This is a genomic window from Amycolatopsis magusensis, from assembly GCF_017875555.1.
Taxonomy (GTDB): domain Bacteria; phylum Actinomycetota; class Actinomycetes; order Mycobacteriales; family Pseudonocardiaceae; genus Amycolatopsis; species Amycolatopsis magusensis.
On the sequence record NZ_JAGGMS010000001.1, the window covers coordinates 3,374,436 to 3,394,869 of the forward strand.

General features: G+C 71.1%; 16 protein-coding genes. 10 read left to right on the plus strand and 6 right to left on the minus strand.

From position 1 onward, the window contains the following. Nucleotides 1–63 precede the first annotated feature (63 nt). Nucleotides 64–1,392 (minus strand): IniB N-terminal domain-containing protein, encoded by a 1,329-nt coding sequence (locus tag JOM49_RS14805; RefSeq protein WP_209664855.1) that lies wholly within the window; start codon nt 1,390–1,392, stop codon nt 64–66. Nucleotides 1,393–1,624: 232 nt separating this feature from the next. Between JOM49_RS14805 and JOM49_RS14810 the strand changes: the two genes are divergently transcribed. After that, the gene (locus tag JOM49_RS14810) at nt 1,625–2,929 is read left to right on the plus strand and encodes an Hsp70 family protein (protein ID WP_209664856.1); all 1,305 of its coding nucleotides are present in this window, start codon (nt 1,625–1,627) and stop codon (nt 2,927–2,929) included. A gap of 2 nt (nt 2,930–2,931) precedes the next feature. Then, complete coding sequence (locus tag JOM49_RS14815; protein WP_209671201.1) at nt 2,932–5,406, plus strand: helix-turn-helix domain-containing protein; 2,475 nt, start codon at nt 2,932–2,934, stop codon at nt 5,404–5,406. Between the two features lie 251 nt (nt 5,407–5,657). Here the strand turns inward: JOM49_RS14815 and JOM49_RS14820 are convergent, their stop codons facing one another. The 3 genes from JOM49_RS14820 to JOM49_RS14830 form a co-directional block, all read right to left on the minus strand. Then, complete coding sequence (locus JOM49_RS14820) at nt 5,658–7,013, minus strand: FAD-binding protein (RefSeq protein WP_209664857.1); 1,356 nt, start codon at nt 7,011–7,013, stop codon at nt 5,658–5,660. A gap of 19 nt (nt 7,014–7,032) precedes the next feature. Then, complete coding sequence (locus JOM49_RS14825; protein ID WP_209664858.1) at nt 7,033–9,189, minus strand: hypothetical protein; 2,157 nt, start codon at nt 9,187–9,189, stop codon at nt 7,033–7,035. A gap of 109 nt (nt 9,190–9,298) precedes the next feature. Next, nucleotides 9,299–11,104: a fatty acid desaturase gene (locus JOM49_RS14830; RefSeq protein WP_282773823.1), complete on the minus strand. Its 1,806-nt coding sequence runs from the start codon at nt 11,102–11,104 to the stop codon at nt 9,299–9,301. A gap of 235 nt (nt 11,105–11,339) precedes the next feature. Between JOM49_RS14830 and tig the strand changes: the two genes are divergently transcribed. From tig to JOM49_RS14860, 6 genes are all read left to right on the plus strand, one after another. Further along, on the plus strand, nt 11,340–12,758 hold the full coding sequence (gene tig, locus JOM49_RS14835) for a trigger factor (protein ID WP_209664860.1): 1,419 nt from the start codon (nt 11,340–11,342) through the stop codon (nt 12,756–12,758). Between the two features lie 97 nt (nt 12,759–12,855). Next, the gene (locus JOM49_RS14840; RefSeq protein ID WP_209664861.1) at nt 12,856–13,464 is read left to right on the plus strand and encodes a ClpP family protease; all 609 of its coding nucleotides are present in this window, start codon (nt 12,856–12,858) and stop codon (nt 13,462–13,464) included. A 26-nt stretch (nt 13,465–13,490) separates the two neighbouring features. Continuing rightward, nucleotides 13,491–14,120: an ATP-dependent Clp protease proteolytic subunit gene (locus tag JOM49_RS14845; RefSeq protein WP_209664862.1), complete on the plus strand. Its 630-nt coding sequence runs from the start codon at nt 13,491–13,493 to the stop codon at nt 14,118–14,120. A gap of 218 nt (nt 14,121–14,338) precedes the next feature. Beyond that, a complete protein-coding gene (clpX, locus tag JOM49_RS14850; protein WP_113696774.1) occupies nt 14,339–15,634 on the plus strand; it encodes an ATP-dependent Clp protease ATP-binding subunit ClpX in 1,296 nt (431 codons plus the stop codon). Nucleotides 15,635–15,660: 26 nt separating this feature from the next. After that, nucleotides 15,661–15,963, plus strand: a complete 303-nt coding sequence (locus tag JOM49_RS14855; protein ID WP_209664863.1) for a hypothetical protein — start codon at nt 15,661–15,663, stop codon at nt 15,961–15,963. A gap of 64 nt (nt 15,964–16,027) precedes the next feature. Beyond that, nucleotides 16,028–16,981 carry an anti-sigma factor RsbA family regulatory protein gene (locus tag JOM49_RS14860; RefSeq protein WP_245369334.1) on the plus strand — a complete coding sequence of 318 codons (954 nt, stop codon included), beginning with the start codon at nt 16,028–16,030 and terminating at the stop codon, nt 16,979–16,981. On the opposite strand, the gene JOM49_RS14865 is transcribed toward JOM49_RS14860, so the two are convergent. Both JOM49_RS14865 and fdhD read right to left on the minus strand, forming a co-directional pair. After that, nucleotides 16,938–17,813 carry an alpha/beta hydrolase-fold protein gene (locus JOM49_RS14865; protein ID WP_308158742.1) on the minus strand — a complete coding sequence of 292 codons (876 nt, stop codon included), beginning with the start codon at nt 17,811–17,813 and terminating at the stop codon, nt 16,938–16,940. The genes JOM49_RS14860 and JOM49_RS14865 overlap by 44 nt on opposite strands. Nucleotides 17,814–18,025: 212 nt before the next feature. Beyond that, on the minus strand, nt 18,026–18,853 hold the full coding sequence (gene fdhD / locus JOM49_RS14870; protein ID WP_209664865.1) for a formate dehydrogenase accessory sulfurtransferase FdhD: 828 nt from the start codon (nt 18,851–18,853) through the stop codon (nt 18,026–18,028). Between the two features lie 98 nt (nt 18,854–18,951). Here fdhD and JOM49_RS14875 point away from each other — a divergent pair, with 98 nt between their 5' ends. Both JOM49_RS14875 and JOM49_RS44475 read left to right on the plus strand, forming a co-directional pair. Further along, nucleotides 18,952–20,310, plus strand: coding sequence for an L-lactate MFS transporter (locus JOM49_RS14875; protein WP_209664866.1), 1,359 nt, complete (start codon nt 18,952–18,954; stop codon nt 20,308–20,310). After that, on the plus strand, nt 20,310–20,423 hold the full coding sequence (locus JOM49_RS44475) for an MFS transporter small subunit (protein WP_423578381.1): 114 nt from the start codon (nt 20,310–20,312) through the stop codon (nt 20,421–20,423). Before JOM49_RS14875 ends, JOM49_RS44475 begins: the two co-directional genes overlap by 1 nt. The last annotated feature ends 11 nt before the right edge of the window (nt 20,424–20,434 follow it).

Below are 20,434 nucleotides of genomic sequence, written 5' to 3' on the forward strand. Positions count from 1 at the left end.
GGGAGGCGACCGCCGAGCGGGTGTAGCTGGCGCGGGCTCGACAGGGGAGGTAGTCGCCGTGGTCTAGAAGTCGAGCAGGCCCCCGGTGATGTCACCCAGGTCCGGCAGCTGGTGCCCGTTGCCGAGCTGGCCCAGCGGGCTTTCCGAGGCGCCGCCGTCGTGGCCGCCGCTGGGCAGCGGGTTGACGATCGGCAGCTCGGGCAGCTCCGGCAGTTCGACCTGGAGGTCGGTCGGCAGTTCGGCGGGCAGGTCCGCCGGGAGGTCGGTGGGCAGGTCGCCGGGGGTGGCGGCCGGCGTGTCCGCCGGGAGATCGGCGGGCAGGTCGGCCGGGACGTCGATCGGCAGGCTCTCCAGGTGACCGGCGAGCTGGCCGGAACCGGCGGCGATCTGGTCGGAGATCGTGCCGGAGCTGTCGGCGACCGACTGGTCGATCGGGGCCGCGTCCGCGCCGGTGAGGTAACTGCCGAGCGTGGTGCCGCCGGTGGCGACGCCGCCGGCCAGCCACTCGCCACCGGTGGAGACGTACCCGGCGAGCGTGCCGGAGGTGGCCGAAGCGGCCTCCTCACCGCTGCGCGGCATGGCGGTGGAGTCGAGCACGGTGGCCGGGTCGCCGAGGCCGGCGAGGTGGCCGCCGCCGAGGTCACCGAGCGAGTCGCTGTCGATCGAGTACTGCTGGCCCGCGATGTTCAGCGAACCGGCGAAGCCGTCGGTGGCGGCGAACAGGTCGCCGCCGAAGTCGCCGACCGGGGAGGTACCGGCGAACGCGGTGTCGACGCCGTGGAGGCCACCGGCACCGGCGACACCGGCGGACAGCGGCTCGGTGCCGACGCCCGCGGCGGCCGCGGCACCTTCGGTGGAGCCGGAGACCGCGCTGCCGAGGTCGACGGCGTCGCTGTCGGCCGCGAGGGAACCGGCGGCACCCTGCGGGCCCGCGTCACCGGCGATCGAACCGGTGAGCTGCTCACCGGCGTAGGCGCCGGTCGCGGCGATGCCCTCGGGGGTGATCTCGTGGGCGCCGGCGACGGAGCCGAGCGGGGTGTCCTCGGCGAAGGAGGAGCGGGTCAGGTCGTCCAGGCCGGGCAGACCGGCGAGACCGCCGCCCTCGGCGACCTGAGCGAGCGCCTGCAGCTGCTCGATGGCGCCGTCGGTGCTGGTCACGTCGGTCGCGGCGGGCAGGGCGGCGAAGCCGGACTCGGGGGACTCCACGGAGACACCGCCGGGCGCGTAGTCGAGGACCAGCGGGACGACCTCCTGGACGTCCTGCGCGGTGACGTCCTGCAGACCGGCGCCGGACAGGGCGGCGGCCGGATCGGTGCCGAAGGCGGACCGAGCTGTCTCATCGGTGAGCAGGTTCAGCACGAAGTCGTGGAGGGTCTGGCCTGAGGGGGACAACTCGTTACTCCTAGGGCGGGGGGTTCTGCGAGGTTCACGCTAGGTAAGGGGGGCGGGTTGCCGCATCGGGGATGACACCGGTCCCACTGCCCTAACGTGCACGTCCGGCGCCCCCGCCGCGGTTAGGGGATTAGGGGCCGGTTCACCCTTCCGCATGGGGGACGTCCGCACGGGGTGTGTTCTTGGTAGGAAGGAGCACCGTCCGCACCAGTTCGTGAGGGAATCCGCCCGCATGCCGTACGTCTTGGGGATCGACCTCGGGCACACCCGGACCACCGCCGCGGTCTGCCGCCGGGTGGGGGCCTCCTGGGGTGAGCCCCAGGTGGTGGCCCTCGACGGGGACGCCCGCTGGGTCGAGTCGGTGCTGCACGTGGCGCCCGACGGCTCGGTGGTGTTCGGCCAGGAGGCCGCCCGGCGCGCGATCGCCGAACCGCAGAGCGCGGCCCGCGGCTTCCTCGGCCGCTCGGGTGATTCGGTGCCGCTGGTGCTCGGGCACCACCTCTACACCGCCGAAGTGCTGACCGCCTCGCTGGCGGGCTGGGTGGCCGACCAGGTGGCGGAGTCGTTCGGCGGCCCGGCCGACCGGATCGTCGTGACGCACCCCGCCGGCTGGGGGCCGCACCGCCGTTCGGCGTTGCGGGCCGGGCTCGAAGCCGCGGGGCTGCCCGGGGTGCTGTTGCTGCCGAAGCCGGTCGCCGCGGCGGAGAACCACCTGGCCACCGAGGAGGGCGAAGAACTCGAGCCGGGTTCGGTGCTCGCGGTCTGCCGGATCGGCGGCGAGCACGTCGAGTCGGCGCTGGTGCGTCGCACGCAGTCGGGTTTCGACCTGCTCGCGCACACCGACAGCGGGGTCGGCCGCGGCAGCGCGCGGATCGACGACCTGCTCGCCGAGCACGTGCTCGCGCGGTCCGGGGCGAAACTGCCCGACCACGCCGAGCCGGCTCTGCGCGCGCCGATGGCCGGCTTCCGGGTGGCGAGCGTGCTGGCCAAGGAGCGGTTGTCGGTGGCGCCGTCGGCCTCGCTCACCGTGCCGCTGCCCGAGGTGACCGGCGAGGTCCACGTCACCAGGGCCGAGCTGGAACAGCTGGCCAAGCCGGTGCTGGCCGCCGCGGTGGGGCAGCTGCAGCGACTGGTCGAACCGGTGCCGGACGGGGAACTGGCCGCCGCCCTGCTCGTTGGCGGAGGCGCGCGGATACCCTTGGTCACCTTCCTCGCCGAATCGGCACTGGGCTGCCCGGTGCTGGTCGACCCGGATCCGGCGGCGGCGGTCTGCCGCGGCGCGGCACTGGTCGCCCGGCCCCGCCTGGCCGGTGAAGGCCGCAAGCCGTCACCGCGGCCGCGGCAGGCGGTGGTGGAGGAGTCGACCGCGCTGATCCCGCGGGCGCTCGAACCGGCTGCGGGGGAGGAGGACGCCGAGCTCGGCCCGCCGCCACCCCGGCCGCCGGTGGAGGTCACCCCGCTGGAGGCCCCGAAACGCTTCACCAACCCGCTGCGCAGGCGATCCGACCGAGAACCTGAGCGAGAGGACAGCCGTTGACCGTGTCGACCCGGGGCACCGAGCCGGTACTGGACGAACCGACCCGGCAGCTGTGCGCCGCGATCGCGGAACGCAGGCTCACCCAGGTCCGCCTGGCCGTCGTCGCGGCCGGGGACTACGGCAAGACCACCCTGCTGGACCACCTGCGCACCCTGTGCGCGAACGCGGGGCTGACCGTCGTGCGGTTCGACCCGGCGCGGGTCGGCGAGCCCGCCGACCTGGTGCTGGCCGACGACGCGCACACCTACGGCGAAGCGGAACTGGCCGAACTCGCGCGGCTGGCCGGTGACGAGCGGACCGGCCTGGTGATCGCCGCGCGCCCGCGCCCGCGTCCCGCCGGGTTGAACGCCGTGCTCGGGCGACTGCGGGGGCAGATCCTGTTGCGCCCGCTCGACAAGGCACAGGTCGCCGAGCACCTGGGCACGCACGGCGTTTCCACCGAGCTGGCGGAGTTCGTCCGCGCGCAGACCGGCGGGGTGCCCGGGCACGTGCACCGGGTGGTGACCGCGCTGGCCGCCGTTCCGCCGTCCGAGCGCGGGGAACTGCCGCTCGCCGCTTTTGGGGGTATCCGCCAGGAGCTCGACGGGGCCGAGCCCGGGGTGCTGCGGTTCCTGCTCGCCGTGGAGGCGGGCGCCGGGCCGGACATCGATCTGCTGGGCGGGCTGCTCGACCGTGATCCCGACGGCGTCAGCGCGGTGATCGACCTGGCGCGCGCGACCGGGTTGTTCGGCGCGGACGGCGGACTGCTGCCGATCACGCTCGGGGCCCTGCGTGCGCTGGTGCCCGCCGAACGGCACGCGGCGGTCCGGCAGCGGCTGGTCGAACTGCAGTTGGAACGTGGTGCACCGGTGCTGCGCCTGGTGCGGCCGTGGCTGGGGAAGCCGATCGCCGGGCCGAGCGTGGCGAAGGCGTTCGAGGCGGCGGCCGACGAGGCGCTGGGCGCGGACCCGGCGCTGGCGGCACGGCTGCTGGAGGCGGCTGTCGCGGCCGGGCGCCCGGCCGCGGAACTGGGTGCGCGGCGGGCCGAGGCGGTGGCGCTGGCCGGTGACCTGGACGGCGCGTTGCGCCTGGCCGACGAGGTGATCGCCACCGCGGGCGCGACCGGACGGCCGGACGGCGCCCGGGTCGCCGCGACCGCGTTGACCCACCGCGGTCAGCTCGGGCGGAGCGCGGAACTGCTGCAGTGGTCCGGAACCCGGCGTTCGCGGGCGTTCGCGGCGATCAGTCTGATCGCCACCGGCCGTCGTGCCGAAGCCGAGCGGGAACTCGAGAAGGCGACCGAGGGCGGTGGCGACGAGCCGCCGACGCTGCTTTCGGGGGCGTTGTCCTCGGTGGCGCGCGGGGTCGTGGAGTCGGTCGGCGGCACCCCGACCCTCGCACTGTCCACTTTGGTCAGCTCGGCGGAGATGCTGGAACCGGTCGGCCGCGCGGTGCTGCTGCCCGACAGCCCGGCCGCGCTCGGCGCGCTGGTCGCGCTGCACAGCGGTGAGCTGACCATCGCCGAACCGCTGCTGGAGCGCGCGATCGCCGCGCGCACCGGCGGCGTGACCCTGCAGGCGCGTCACCAGTTGCTGCTGGCGTGGATCGCGATGGTGCGCGGGGACGCGACGCTGGCCGTGGAACGGTTGAACGCGGCCGAAGAGGTGCGCCAGCCGCGTGACTGGCTGTTCGCCGTCGGGCTGGAGGTCGGCCTCGCCCGGCGCACCAGCGATCTGACCGCGTTGCGCCGGATCTGGGGCGTGGCCTGCGAAGCGGTGATCCGGCACCCGGTCGACCTGTTCTCGTTCCTGCCGTTCGGCGAGTTCGCCATGGCCGCCGCGCGGCTGGGGGAACGCGACCGGCTGGCACCGCACCTGGCGCAGGCACATGCTGTCCTCAAGGGACTCGGGGACCCGCCGCTGTGGGCGGCTTCCCTGCACTGGAGCGAACTCCACGCCGCGATCATCGCCGAACGGGCGGGTGAGGCGAAGGAACACGCGGCCGCGCTGGCGGCGTGTTCCGGGAACGGCGCGTACTTCACCGCGGTGTCGGACGCGGCGGCCTGCTGGCTGAAGGTGCTCGCGGGCGACATCGACGCCGAAGAGGTCGAAGCCGCCGCGCACGCGTTGCGCGGCTGCGGCCTGTGGTGGGACGGCGCGCGACTGGCCGGTCAGGCGGCGATCCGCACCACGGACCGGAAGGCGATGGTCGCGCTGCTCGACTGCGCTCGCCTGCTCCAGGGCGCGGCGACGACCGTCGCGCCACCGTCCGAAGGCGCCGCGGCCGACGACAGCCCCGGCTCGGCGCGGCTGAGCGATCGTGAGCTGCAGGTCGCGGAACTGGTGCTGGGCGGCATGACCTACAAGGAGGTCGGCGCGCGGCTGTTCATCTCGGCGAAGACCGTGGAACACCACATGGCGCGGATGCGTCAGCGGCTGGGAGCGGGGAGCCGGGCGGAACTACTGGCACACCTACGGGAAATGCTCGGGGACCGCTGAGTAGCACGTTCAGGAAGCCGAGTGCCGCACTCGTGCAGCCGAACCCCACACTCGCTGCAGCTGGTTGGACACGAATGTGGCTTTGGGGGCCGAATACGCCCCCAAAGCCACATTCGTGTCCCCGGTGGGGGCCTCTTCCGACTTGGCTTGTCTGGGCCTCGAATGGGGAACTCGGCCGCCCGAGTGTGGGACTCGGCTGCCTGGACGTGGGGTTCGGCTGCTTGAGTGTGGGGTTCGGGTGGGGGCGGGGGTTAGGGCGGTGGGGGGCGTAGGGAGTTGCCGGAGCCGAAGAGGGTGTGGGGGTCGTGGAGGTGGCGGGCGGTGGTGAGGGCGTCCCAGACTGGGCCGAACTGGTCGGCCCAGTCCGCCGGGGTCATCGGCAGCGAGTTCGACGGGTACACCGTGCCGCCCAGGGCTTTCGCCTGCTGGTACAGCCGGATGTTCAACGTCGTCAGCCGTGCGTTCTCGATCGGGTCGGCGGGTTTTCCGGTGCGTAGCAACGAGAACAGCCACACCAGCTCCCCGGCGGGCACGCGCAGCAGTGGCGTGTTCAGCGCGCTCGCCCGCACCGGGTAGAGCATCACCAGGCCGGTGCCGCCGAGGTCTTCGCGCCGGGTCGTGGCGAGGGTGTCCGCGACCACCCGGCCCACCACCTCGTCCGGCAGGAAGACGTTCAGCCACGGGTGCGGGTGGAACCAGCTGCCCTCCGCGCGCAACGCGGCTTCGCCTTCCGCCATCCGGTTCAGGAAGTCGAAGTACGTGCTGTCCTCGACCTCCATCCGCTCGAAGCGCAGATCGTCCAGGGAAGCGGTCGAATACGTGACCGCCTCCAGCAGGTACGTCCATTCGCCTTCGTCCAGCAGCAACTGGCCTTCCAGGTAGTCGAACCGGCCGTCGCGCACGACCGTGCGCTGGTCGGCCAGGAAGGTGTCGAGCGAGCGGTAGTACAGCTTCCAGCGGCGGGCGGTCGGTGGCGCGGGGACCAGCCGCAGCCGCGCCTTGGTGATCACCCCGCACAGGCCGAGCCCGCCGCGGACCGCGTCGAACAGATCCGACCCCGGCCCGCAGGTCACCACCTCGCCGGTACCGGTGACCACTTCCAGTTCGAGGACGTTGTCGGTCTGCGTGCCGTGGTGGTGCGCGGCGCCGCCGATGCCGCCGACCACCAGCGTGCCGCCGACGGTCAGCTCCAGGTAGTCGGTCAGCACGGGCGGGGTCAATCCGTGTGGCAGGGTCAGGTCGAGGACCTCGCGCCAGTGCGCGCCCGCGTCCACGACCGCTGTCTCGCCGTCGACCTCGCGCACGGTCGGCATGGTCCGCATGTCCAGCACGATCCCGCCCTCGGCCTGTTCCTGGCCGAACGGCGAATGCCCGGCGCCGCGCGCCGAAACCGGCAGCCCGTGCTCACCGGCGAAGGTCATCACGGCGGTGAGGTCGGCGAGCGAAACCGGGCGCACCACGGCCGCGGGCCGCCGGTGCACGAGGTGCCCGAAATCCTGCGCGGCGAAGGCGAGCGTGGCTTCGTCGCGCACGACCTCGCCGTCCGGGACGGACAGCCAGGCGATGCTCGGCCCCGGACCGCGGTCGCCTGGCTGTCCTGGTTCCATGTGAGCGAGGTTACCCGGCTCAGTCCTCCGCTTCGATCTCCTCGAGCGTTTCCTTGGCCTGTTCCCGGATTCCCGCCAGCACGGAGGGGTTGAGGCTCTTGCTCTCGAACGTCCTGACCAGCTGCCGCAGCACGTCACGGGCCTGCTCCGGATGACCGGCCTTCGCCTCGGCCTTGGCTTGTGTCCGCATGGCCAGGTTGAGCGTGAGGTTGTCGACGCCTTCCTCGTCCGCCAGCGAAGCTTCGGCGACCTGGCCGAGCAGCGCGGCCGCCTCGGTGCCGTTCGCCTCGCGGAGGTGGAGCACCTTGTCCGCGGTCAGCTCCTTGAAGTCGCGCTGCTGGTTGACGCCCTTGACCAGGCGCCCGTAGACGGCCAGCGGGTGGGCCGGGAAGTCGTCGAGCAGGGTGTCGATTGCGGACACGCCCTTGCCGAGCTGGCTCGCGTCGGATCCGAGCAGGGCCAGCAACTGGCCTTGTTCCTCACCGAGCAGCAGTTCGGCGGCGGCCTCGTCCTCGCGGGAAACCGGTGGGCGCACGCGGATCCGCAACACCGGCGACAGCACCCGCGAGCCGTCGCCCGCGATGTAGGTGGCGCGCAGGCGGTACGTGCCCGGTGCCTCGAACAGGAAACCGTCGGCACCGAAGCCGATGTACGCGCTTTCGTACAGCGCGGGGGTTTCCACGCCCACTCGCACCGAGCGGGCTTCGTCGACGCAGTGACGCAGCAGCGGCCGGTAGAGCGTGGTCCGCCCGGATGGCTGCTGCACGGCGATCGAGACCAGGTCGTCGTTCGGGTGCAGGTAGCCGTGCGTCGTGCGGCCGCGCAGTTCGGTGCCCGACAGCTTCAGCTCGACCACCACCGGCTCCCCGTAGGCGAACCCGGGTTTCGGTGAGCGCAGTTCCAGCGCCAGCCCCGAATTGTCGACCACCGGCCGGTCGAACAGGTTCGGGTCGATGTCGGCGGCGCCGGTGCCGAAGGCGTTGGCACCCATGATCACGTCGCGGTGGAAGCCGTGGCGCAGGTGCACCAGCTCGTTGTCGGTGAACTGGAACGGGAAGGCCGCCCAGTACGCGGCCGCGCCGCCGGGACCACCGGCCGCCTGCTGGTACTTCCAGTCGTAGTTCATCCACGACAGGTCGCCGAGGCCGCCGTTCGGCCCGAGCGGGCCCGGTGGCACGCCGAGGTTCTTCTGCCACGAGTGCAGCAGGTTGAACGCGTGCCCCAGTTCGTGCACGTAGGTGCGCAACTGCGAGCGCTGGGTGGCCGCGTCCGTGCCGCCGATGGCGTCGTGGAACACCGCCGCGCCCTGGCGCTGGAAGGCGTCGCCGTAGTCGAACATGATGCCGCGGGCCCCGCCCTCGTGGGCGGTGGCGACGAGCATCCACACCTGCCAGCGCGGTGCTTCGCTGAAGGCGCTGAAGTGGTTGACCATGGCCGCGTGCAGTTCGGCGTCGCTCCACGCCGCGTTCGCGCCCGCGCCGATGACCGGGATGACGTTCGTGGCACCGGTGGTCAGGAGTTCGACGCCGGCTTCGGCGAACGCGCCGGGCACGGTCAGCACCCGCGCCGGGCTGCCGGCCGGCCGCGGCAGCGAACCGGTGTCGTAGGCGAGGAAGGGCACCGCACCGGCCACGGAATCCTGTTCGTACGAAACGGTTCGGAAGAAACCGGATTCGAAGGCGCAGGAGAAGATCGCACCCACCGAGCCCGAGCCGGTCAGGAATTCCACCGTCGCCGGTTGCGGCGATTCGGCGCCTTCCGCGCGTTTGACGGCCAGGCGGATCTTCGGCGCCCCCGCGGCCCACGTGAACGTGCCCGCGCCTTCGGCCAGCACCTGGGCCGCCGTGGTGGTCACCATCGGCGAAGGCACGACGAACGAACCGAAATATGCCGTGGTGGAGCCGGAAACGGTGAAGAAGTCACCGCTGATCCGGCGGGTCGGCCGATTCCCGTCGACGTCCACGCGCAGGGTCAGCAGCCAGCTGCCGTTCGTGCCGCGATAACGCCCGTGCACCGTCCGCTGACCCGCGACGGCAGGCGGGTTCGGCCGCGGCGGAGCCGTCGGGAGGACGGGATCCTCGTCGGCCACCACTTCCGGGGTGGTTTCCGCGGGTGCGGGCCGGTCGAGCGTGGTGGTTTCCGCGCCACCCACCGTCGGATCGGAGGTTTCCAGCATGACGGGCCCCTTCCGCAGGGGAGTGGTGTGGGTGCCGGCAGGGCGCAATGAGGGTACGGCCATCCGGTGCCCGCCAACCCCGTGTCCGGCGCGAAGCACCCGGATGGAGCTACGACAACCGGATCGGGGGATCGGCCCGGCGCGTGAGCAGTTCGGCCACCGGCTCCGGCTGGGTGTCCACATCGAACGGTTCGTGGTGCACGCATTCGGCGGGCACGTCGTGCTCGGCGAGCACGTGCAGGGTGTGCTCGGCCAGCGTCCGCGGCGCGCAGACGAACCACTCGTCCACCTTCGCCGGGTGCAGCCGCCCGTCGAGCAACGCGGACAGCCGCGCGGTGTCCAGCCTGCCGCGCACGAACTGCTCGTGGGTCACCGCGAGCACCTCGCTGATCGCGTCCACCGGCTGGAAGTCGCGGCCCTTGCGCAGTTCGGGATCCTGCTCGTCGGTGCGGTAGTGGACCACCCGCAGCCTGCCGTCGAATCGCTTCGCCAGTGCGGAAACCTCTTCGGCGAGCATCGTGGTCGAGCCGCTGCGGTTGACGTAGAGCAGCGTGGCCCGGCTGTGCGGTTCGGTGTCCAGCGCGGTGGCGAACATGGTCAGGATCGGCGGCAGCCCGCTTCCCGCGGCCAGTCCGACGTAGTGCCGCGAGCGCCGCGGATCGGGTTCGAGGGTGAAGTCGCCGGACGGGGGCAGCACGTCGAGCCGGTCGCCGGGGCGCAGCGTGTGGGTGACCACGGTGGAGAACGGCCCGCGCTCCACCCGCTTCACCGCGATCCGCAGTTCACCCGGCGGCGCCGGGCACAACGCGTAACTGCGGCGCAGCGGTACCCCGTCGACCAGCGCCCGTACGGTCACGTGCTGGCCCGCCACGTAGTCGAAGGTGGTCGCCAGCTCGTCGGGCACCGCGAACCGGACCGCCGCGGCGTCCGCGCCGACCCGCTCCACCTCGGTCACCAGCAGCGAGTGGAACACGCGCAACCGCCGCGGTGGCGGCTCGGCGGGTGGTACGGCGGCCGGTCGCGGCGGGAACCAGCGCGAGGAGCGGTACTCGGCGGCGCTCAGTTCCCGGCCGCCGAAGGTGCGCACCGGGACGCCGAGATCGAGGTAGGCCTCCACGTTGCGCCGCCACACCTGGCGGTACCGGTAGAACGGGATCGCCGGGTGCAGGTGGTGCACCAGGTGGTAGTTCTGCCCGAGCGTGAGCGCCCCGGCGAGCCGTTCCCGCCCGACGTGCACCCAGGCCACCTGCAGCCGGTCCGGCCCCGGGCAGGCCGGGAGCCCGCGGTGGGGGAACCAGTCGAACAGCACGACCACCAGCGCCAGCCCGATCCGCTGCGGGACCAGGTAGAGCACCAGCAGTTCCCAGCCGTGCCCGCTGGCGATCGCCGTGCACATCGCGGCGATGGCGAGCGTGGCCACCGCCGTGGTCTCGTGCACCTCACGCGCCGGGCGGTGGTGCAACCGGCCGAGGTAGTGCCACATGAACCAGAAGTCGACGGTCAGCCAGCGCAGCGGCAGCTGCCAGCCGGGGGCGCGGGCGGTCCAGCCGGCCACGTCGGCGCGGCCGCCGGGGTTGCGGTGGTGCTCCAGGTGCAGGTGGCGGACCGGCGGGAAGGCTCCGTACGCGGCGACGAACAGCATGCCGAGGCGTCCGAGCAGGGCGTTGACCGTGGTCAGCCGCCCGGCGGCGTGGTGCATCGCCTCGTGCGCCACGGTGAACAACAGCACCGTGGCCAGGCTCTGCAGCCCGATCGTGAGCCACAGCGGCGCCAGCCCGGCCAGCGCCAGCCAGGCACCCAGCGCCCACACCGCCCCGCCGCCGGCGAACAGCGCCACCGTCGGTCCCGCGATCGACGGCAGGCTCACCCCGGGAGCGGGCAACTCACGCGCCCCCGGACCGCCGGTTCCGGCCACCTTCCACCCCCCTCGCCACCCGCACAGCGGCACAACAGTGTTACGACACCGCTAACTGTGACCCGAATGGGTGATGTCGGACAAGAGCGAGTTGGCCGGTAGGTCCCGCCCGCCCACAGCGGCGGCCGGACGCTGGCCTAGACTCGGGCGTCCCGGTCCACCTGTGACCTGGGGGCATCCGTCAAGGATCGTTCACTACACCGTCCCAACACCGTCACGGCTCGAGGAGAAGAAGTTGAAGAGCACCGTCGAGCAGCTCAGCCCGACGCGAGTCAAGATCAATGTCGAGGTGCCGTTCGACGAACTCAAACCGAACTTCGACCGCGCCTACAAGAAGATCGCGCAGCAGGTTCGGATCCCCGGTTTCCGCCCGGGCAAGGTACCCGCCCGCGTGCTGGAGAGCCGGATCGGCCGCGCGCCGGTGCTCGACGAGGTCGTCAACGAGGTCATCCCGGCCAAGTACCTGGAGGCCGTGCAGGCCGGCGAGGTGCGGACACTGGGCCGTCCCGACTTCGAGGTGACCAAGCTCGAGGACCGCGACGTGCTGGAGTTCACCGCCGAGGTCGACGTCCGTCCCGAGATCGAGCTGCCCGACTACAGCGGCATCTCGGTCAGCGTGGACGAGGTCGAGCTGGCGGACGACGAGGTCGACGCCGAGCTGGACCAGCTCCGCGCCCGCTTCGGCACCCTGACCGGCGTCGAACGGCCCGCGGAGAACGGCGATTTCGTCTCGGTCGACCTGTCCGCCACCGTGGACGGTGAAGAGGTGCCCGACGCCTCCACCACCGGCCTGTCCTACGAGATCGGCTCCGGTCAGCTCGTCGACGGCATCGACGAAGCGATCATCGGCGCGAGCGCGGGTGAGACCAGGACGTTCACCACGCAGCTGGTGGCCGGCGAGCACGCCGGCAAGGACGCCGAGGTCAGCGTCACCGTGCAGACGGTCAAGCAGCGCGAGCTGCCCGAGGCCGACGACGAGTTCGCCCAGCTGGCCAGCGAGTTCGACACGATCGACGAGCTCAAGGCCGACCTGCGTGAGCGGCTGTCCCGGATGAAGCGGATGCAGCAGGGCGTGCAGGCCCGCGACAAGGTCCTGGAGGCCCTCCTGGCCGGCACCGAGGTGCCCGTGCCGGAGAAGGTGCTCGAGGGCGAGATCGAGAGCCGCAAGCACGACGCGATCCACCCGTTCGACCACGACGAGGAAGCCTGGGCGAAGTCGCTCGAGGCGCAGGGCACCACGGTCGAGCAGTTCGAGACCGAGGCGCGCGAGGAGTCGGAGAAGGCCGTCCGCACGCAGCTGCTGCTGGACACCATCGCCGAGAAGGAGGGCGTCGACGTCAACGACGGCGAGCTCACCGAGCGCATCATCTACCAGGCCCAGCGCTTCGGCATCAGCCCGGACGAGTACGTGCAGCGGGCCCAGCAGTCCGGCCAGCTCGGCGCGATCTACGCCGACGTGCGCCGCGGCAAGGCGCTGGCCACCGTGGTGCGCAGCGCGACCGTCACCGGTGCGGACGGGGCCGAGGTGGACCTGAGCGATCTGTTCGGCGGCGGCGAGGAGAACACGGAGACCCCCGAGTCTTCGGGGTCTTCGGACACCTCCGAGAACGCCGAGGCTCCCGCGGCCCAGGAAGAGACCGCAAACCAGAAGTAATGCTCTGAGCGAACTTGGGCGGTGTCGGGCATTCCGGCCCGCCCGAGTTCGTTAGGGTCGATTACAAGATCTGAACCGGCGAAAAAGGCAGGCACACGTGACGCACCACTTGCCCGAGGCGCGGACCAGCACCGCGGGGCTCAACCTGACCGACTCGGTGTTCGAGCGTTTGCTCGCCGAGCGCATCGTCGTGCTCGGCTCCGAGGTCAACGACGAGGTCGCGAACCGGATCACCGCGCAGCTGCTGCTGCTCTCGGCGGAGGACGGCGAGTCCGACATCCGGTTCTACATCAACTCGCCGGGTGGTTCGGTGACCGCGGGCTTCGCGATCTACGACACCATGCAGCTGATCAAGCCGGACGTGCAGACCTACGCGATGGGCCTGGCCGCCTCGATGGGGCAGTTCCTGCTCTCCTCCGGTGCGCCCGGCAAGCGCTTCGCGCTGCAGCACGCCCGCATCCTGATGCACCAGCCCTCCGCCGGCGTCGGCGGCACCGCCTCCGACATCGCGATCCAGGCCGAGGTCTTCGGCAAGTGGAAGCAGGAGCTGGCGAAGATCACCGCGGAGCAGACCGGACAGACCTTCGAGCAGATCACCAAGGACGCCGACAGGGACCGCTGGTTCACTGCCGAGGAGGCCAGGGAGTACGGCTTCGTCGACCAGGTGCTGACCCGCGAGAACCCGCTGCCGGGTTCGACCAGCTGAGCCGGGAAGGTAGAGGAGAACTTCAGATGAGCAACTTTCACCTTCCGCAGTCCCGGTACGTGCTGCCCTCCTACGTGGAGCGGACCAGCTACGGGATCAAGGAGTCGAACCCGTACAACAAGCTCTACGAAGAGCGTCAGATCATGCTCGGCGTGCAGGTGGACGACGCCTCGGCCAACGACGTGATGGTCCAGCTGCTGCACCTGGAGCACGAGGACCCGGACCGCGACATCACCATCTACATCAACTCGCCCGGTGGCTCGTTCACCGCGCTGATGGCGATCTACGACACCATGCAGTACGTCCGGCCGGACATCGTCACCATGTGCATCGGCCAGGCCGCCTCGGCCGCCGCGGTGCTGCTCGCCGCGGGCACCCCCGGCAAGCGGTTCTCGCTGCCGAACTCGCGCGTGCTGATCCACCAGCCCGCCACCGAGGGCACCTACGGGCAGGTCTCGGACCTGGAGATCCAGGCCGCGGAGATCCAGCGCGTGCGCCGGCTGATGGAGACCACGCTGGCCAAGCACACGAACAAGTCGCTCGAGCAGGTCCGCGACGACGTCGAGCGGGACAAGATCCTCACCGCCGACCAGGCCAAGGAGTACGGCATCATCGACGAGGTGCTGCCCTACCGCAAGGCCTCGGCGGAGAACTGAGCCGAGACCGGCCGGTCCTGCCGGTGCGACGCGAGCGCGTGATCGTACCGGCGTTCCGGCCGGTGGCCTCTTCCGGCGCGCCTAGTACCGCTCAGGTCCTCCCGTAGGACGCGCCGGGCGGGTACCGTCAGTGGAAACGCGTCAGAGTCCCGTCGCGACGGGCAGGCTAGAGAAGTCAGGTGCACCCGAGCGCACCGGAGGGGACGAGGTCCACGGTCATGGCACGGATCGGTGACGGCGGAGACCTGCTGAAGTGTTCTTTCTGCGGGAAGAGCCAGAAACAGGTGAAAAAGCTCATTGCCGGCCCCGGCGTGTACATCTGCGATGAGTGCATCGATCTCTGCAACGAGATCATCGAGGAGGAGCTGGCCGAAGCGGGTGACGTCAAACTCGACGAACTGCCCAAACCGGCCGAGATCCACGACTTCCTCGAGCGCTACATCATCGGCCAGGACGAGGCCAAGCGCACGCTCGCGGTAGCGGTCTACAACCACTACAAGCGCATCCAGTCGGATGACAAGACCGGGCCGAAGGACTCCAAGGACGAGCCGGTGGAGCTGGCCAAGTCCAACATCCTGATGCTCGGGCCGACCGGGTGCGGCAAGACCTACCTGGCCCAGACCCTGGCCAAGCTGCTGAACGTGCCGTTCGCGATCGCCGACGCCACGGCGCTGACCGAGGCGGGCTACGTGGGCGAGGATGTGGAGAACATCCTGCTCAAGCTGATCCAGGCGGCCGACTACGACGTCAAGCGCGCCGAGACCGGCATCATCTACATCGACGAGGTCGACAAGATCGCCCGCAAGTCGGAGAACCCCTCGATCACCAGGGACGTCTCCGGCGAGGGCGTGCAGCAGGCGCTGCTGAAGATCCTCGAGGGCACCACCGCCTCGGTGCCGCCGCAGGGCGGGCGCAAGCACCCGCACCAGGAGTTCATCCAGATCGACACGACGAACGTGCTGTTCATCGTGGCCGGCGCGTTCGCCGGGCTGGAGAAGATCATCAACGAGCGGGTCGGCAAGCGCGGCCTCGGCTTCGGCGCGGAGATCCGGACCAAGTCCGAGATCGAGAACAGCGACATCTTCTCCGACACCATGCCGGAGGACCTGATCAAGTTCGGGCTCATCCCCGAGTTCATCGGCAGGCTCCCGGTGGTGGCCAGCGTGACGAACCTGGACAAGGAGTCCCTGGTCTCGATCCTGACCACGCCGCGGAACGCGCTGATCAAGCAGTACAAGAAGCTCTTCGAGATGGACAACGTGGAGCTGGAGTTCACCAAGACGGCGCTGGAGGCCATCGCCGACCAGGCGATGCTGCGCGGCACGGGTGCCCGCGGCCTGCGCGCCATCATGGAGGAGGTCCTCCAGCCGGTGATGTACGACATCCCCAGCCGCGACGACGTGGCGAAGGTCGTGATCACCGAGCAGACCGTCCGGGAGAACGTGAACCCGACGATCGTGTCCCGCCAGCCGTCGCGGCGGCAGCGTAGCGAGCGCGGGGAGAAGTCGGCCTGACCAGCCCCGAGAGACCCCAACCTGCGGTGTTCGACGATCTGCCCCGGCGGATCGTCGACACCGGCAGGCTGGCCAACCCGCTGAACCACCGGATCTTCGCGGTGGTGCTGGCCGTGCTGGTGGTGCTGTGCGTGATCGCCACGGCCACCCGGTCGTCCCTGCTGACGCTGGCGCCGATCCCGCTGTACCTGCTCGGCGCCTTCGGGCTGTGGCAGGTGCGGCGCACTTCGGCGCCCCCGCGCCTGCTCGGGTGGTGGGTGGTGCTGCTCAGTGGAACCCTGGGGGGTTTCTGGCTGATGGGCTTCATCGCGAACGCGCTGGACCGGTAGGACGCGGGGAACACCGGCTAAGCTGGACAACCGGCGTACGACTGGCTCCCCCCTTGGTGGAATCTTGAGTGTGTTCACCCATCCGGCCCTGTTCTACCGCGGCCGCGACGAGTTCCTCTCCGGCACCGTGCCCTTCGTGCTCGACGGCCTGGCCGCCGGTGAGCCGGTGGGCGTCGCCCTGCCCGGCGAACACCTGAGCTGGCTTTCCGGCGAACTCGACGAGGACGCGCGGCAGCAGGTGCACCTGGTCGACATGACCGAGGCGGGCCGCAACCCCGGCCACATCATCCCGGGCGTGCTGCGGGAGTTCGCCGACCGGCACGAGGGCCGGGTGCGGCTGATCGGGGAGCCGATCTGGCCCGGCCGCACGACGGTCGAGTACGAAGCCTGCGCGCAGCACGAGGCACTGATCAACTTCGCCTTCACCGGGCGCCCGGTCACCGTGCTGTGCCCCTACGACACCGAGGGCCTGGAGCCCTGGGTCCTCGACGAGGCCGCGTGCACCCACCCCGAGCTCAGCGATCACTACGGCAGCTGGAGCAGCCGGTCGTTCGCCCCGGAGCAGGTGGTCGACCGCTACAACCAGCCGTTCCCGACGCCGGCCGAGATCCCGTGGGTGCTTTCGTTCGACCGGACCGGCCTGGCCGGTGTGCGCCGGTTCGCCGGTGACCGCGCGGCGGCGTACGGCCTCGGCGAGGAACGCGTGCTCGACCTGACCATGGTGGTCGGCGAGCTCTGCGCGAACAGCCTGCGCTACGGGCAGGGGTCCGGGGTGCTGCGGACCTGGCGCGAGGACGGCGCGGTGGTCTGCGAGGTCCGCGACGCCGGGCACATCACCGACCCGCTGGCCGGGCGGCGGCCCGCGTCACCCACCCAGCTCGGCGGGCGTGGCCTGCTGATGGTCAACTACCTGGCCGACCTGGTCCGGGTGCACACCGCGCCGGAGGGCACGCAGACCCGCGTGTACTTCGACCTCAAGCCGGGCGCGCGACCGGCACGTGCTTCCCGAGGAAGCTGACCACGCCGGGGACCACGCTGCGGAAGAAGGCTTCGCCGTGCTTGCCGCGGGCGGTGTGGCCGACCTTCGGCCGGGCCTCGGTGATGAAGCGGCGGACGCCGGTGATGAACGCGTCCTCGGTGCCGCACCAGACGCCGGTCGGGATGCCCTGGAGATCGCCGAGGTGCTTGAGCGGGTCCATCGAGGCCCAGTCGGCGGCGTCGTGGAAGGCGTTGCGCTTGCTCATCTCGTCCCACGAGGTGATCAGCGCGGGCGAGACGGCCGCGACCGCCGCGGGCGGCTGGCGGCGCTGGGCCCGGCGGCGGGCGTAGAGCAGCGCGCCGAAACCGCCCATCGAGGTGCCCGCGCAGGCGAACGGCACGCCGTCCACCCCGCCGAGGCCGCGTTCGCGCAGCCAGACCGGGACCTCTTCGAGCAGCATCCGCATCGGGTCGTCGCCGGGGACGTGCTCGTGCCAGTAGTTCGTCGGCCCGCCGTCGACGGCGACGAAGCCGTAGGCCGGGACCGCGCGCCGGGCGACCTCACCGCTGAGCTGGTTGACCAGCCCGCCGGGAGCGGACCGGCGGGCGGAGCCGCCGCGGCCGTGCAGGTAGAGGGAGATGGGCAGGCCACGCTGCGGGTTCTTCGACGGCAGCAGGAACACCAGGTCGACCTCGCGGCCGCGGGCCGCCGAGTACACCCGCTCGACCTTGGTCACGCCCAGTTCGGTGGCGGGGGTGGAGGAGGCCACGCCGAGCGCGCGCTGCATCGCCTCGCTGAACGGCAGGACGCCGGTGGCACCCGCGGCCGCCACGCCGGCGACTCCCAGCGCGGAGCTGCCGGTCAGCAGCACCGAACGGCGGCTGAACCGGCGCCTCCCGCGCCGCTCGCCACCGTGCTCAGCCGGCCCTCGCTCGGTTGAGCCTGCCCCGCCGTCCACTCGCCGTCCTGCCGTTCCCTGCCCCCAGCCGGACGCCAGGACGCGGACGCGTCGAGTGCGGAGCCGACCCTCGACTTCTGCATCGTCGCAGGTGCCGCGAGTGTTTCGCCCGGGATCGGCCGATTTCAGTGACGCTGGACGCGCTCGTCGCGGGTGTAGAGGTTCATGCTGTCGCCGCGCAGGAAACCGACCACCGTGATGCCCTGCTCAGCGGCCAGTTCCACGGCCAGCGAGGAGGGCGCCGACACCGCGGCGAGCAGCGGGATACCAGCCATCGCGGCTTTCTGGACCAGCTCGAACGACGCCCGCCCGGAGACCAGCAGCCCGGCCTGCGGCAGCGGGACCCGGCCCTCGAGCAGTGCCCAGCCGAGCACCTTGTCCACCGCGTTGTGCCTGCCCACGTCCTCCCGGACGACCAGCAGCTCGCCGGTGGTGTCGAACAACGCCGCCGCGTGCAGCCCGCCGGTCGCGTCGAAGACCTTCTGCCGCGAGCGCAGCTGGTCGGGCAGCTTCGCCAGCAGGTCGCTGGACACCGAGAAGTCGCTGTCGGCCGGTGGGAAGCGGGTGCGCAGCTTGACCGCGTCGAGCGCGGCCTTGCCGCAGACCCCGCAGGACGACGTGGTGTAGAAGTTCCGCTCCACGCCGGTGTCCGGGGCGGGCACGCCCTCGGCCAACGTGAGATCGAGCACGTTGTAGGTGTTGCGTCCCTCGTCGTCGGTGCCGTCGCAGTACCTGGCGGTCCGGACGTCCTCACGGGAGCCCAGCACGCCTTCGGAGAGCAGGAAGCCGTGTGCCAGCTCCACGTCGTGCCCGGGGGTGCGCATGGTCACCGCCAGCGCGCGGCCGTCCACCCGGAGCTCCAGCGGCTCCTCGGCGGCCAGCGCGTCCGGCCGGGTCCGCTCACCGCGCGTGGTCAACTTCACCACGGGCTTACGCACGGTCACGCGTCCCATCTCTGCCTCCCGCGTTCGGTGGAATGCCAGTAGTGCGCTCGGCGCCGATCGGTAATAGATTGCGGCGGCTAAGTATCGAGTCTAGGGAAGGCTCCACCATGGCTGTCGGTTTCCTCGACCGCTCCCGCACCATCGCCCCGCCCGGCTGGAGCCGCTGGCTCATCCCGCCAGCAGCGCTGTCCGTGCACCTCGCGATCGGTCAAGCCTACGCCTGGAGTGTGTTCAAGCCGCCGCTGGAGAAGTCGCTCGACCTGAGCGGGACGCAGAGCGCGCTGCCGTTCCAGCTGGGCATCGTGATGCTCGGGCTGTCCGCGGCCTTCGGCGGCACGCTGGTGGAGAAGAACGGCCCGCGCTGGGCGATGTTCGTCTCGATGATCTGCTTCTCCAGCGGGTTCCTGGTCTCCGCGCTCGGTGTGGCCACCTCGCAGTACTGGCTGGTGGTGCTCGGCTACGGCGGTCTCGGCGGGATCGGGCTCGGCATCGGCTACATCTCGCCGGTGTCCACTTTGATCAAGTGGTTCCCCGACCGGCCGGGCATGGCCACCGGGATCGCGATCATGGGCTTCGGCGGCGGCGCGCTGATCGCCTCGCCGTGGTCCTCGCAGATGCTGCGCACCTTCGGCGACACCACCGGCGGCATCGCCACCACCTTCGCCGTGCACGGGGTGGTCTACGCGTTGTTCATGACGCTGGGCGTGCTCCTGGTCCGGGTGCCCGCCGACGACTGGAAACCCGACGGGTACCAGCCGAAGGCCGCCGCCGCGGGGCGGATGATCACCTCCGCGAACGTGTCGGCGAAGAACGCGCTCAAGACCCCGCAGTTCTGGCTGCTGTGGGTGGTCCTGTGCTTCAACGTGACCGCGGGCATCGGCATCCTGGAGAAGGCGCAGCCGATGATCGTGGACTTCTTCGAGTCCACGGCCACCCCGATCGCCGCGGCCTCGGCGGCCGGGTTCGTGGCACTGCTGTCGCTGACCAACATGCTCGGCCGGTTCGTCTGGTCGTCCACTTCGGACCTGGTCGGCCGCCGCAACATCTACCGGCTCTACCTCGGCGTCGGCGCGCTGATGTACCTGGTGATCGCGTTGACCACGAACTCGTCGAAGCTGGTGTTCGTGCTCTGCGCGATGGTGATCCTGTCGTTCTACGGCGGCGGGTTCGCCACCGTCCCGGCGTACCTGAAGGACCTGTTCGGCACCTACCAGGTCGGCGCCATCCACGGCAGGCTGCTCACCGCGTGGTCCGCCGCCGGGGTGCTCGGGCCGCTGATCGTGAACGCCATCGCCGACGGGCAGAAGTCGGCGGGCAAGGACGGACCGGCGCTCTACAGCACCTCGCTCTACATCATGATGGGGCTGCTCATCCTGGGCTTCGTCGCCAACGAGCTGGTCCGCCCGGTCAGCGAGAAGTTCCACGAACCGGCCGCCGCCCCGGCGCGCGCGGGCAAGGAGGCGTGATGAAGACCAACCGCACCGGGCTGCTGATCTTCGCCTGGGTCTGGGTGGGGCTGCCGTTCCTCTACGGCGTGGTGGAGCTGATCCGGAAGGTCACCCAGCTCTTCGGCGGCTGAGGGGAACACCC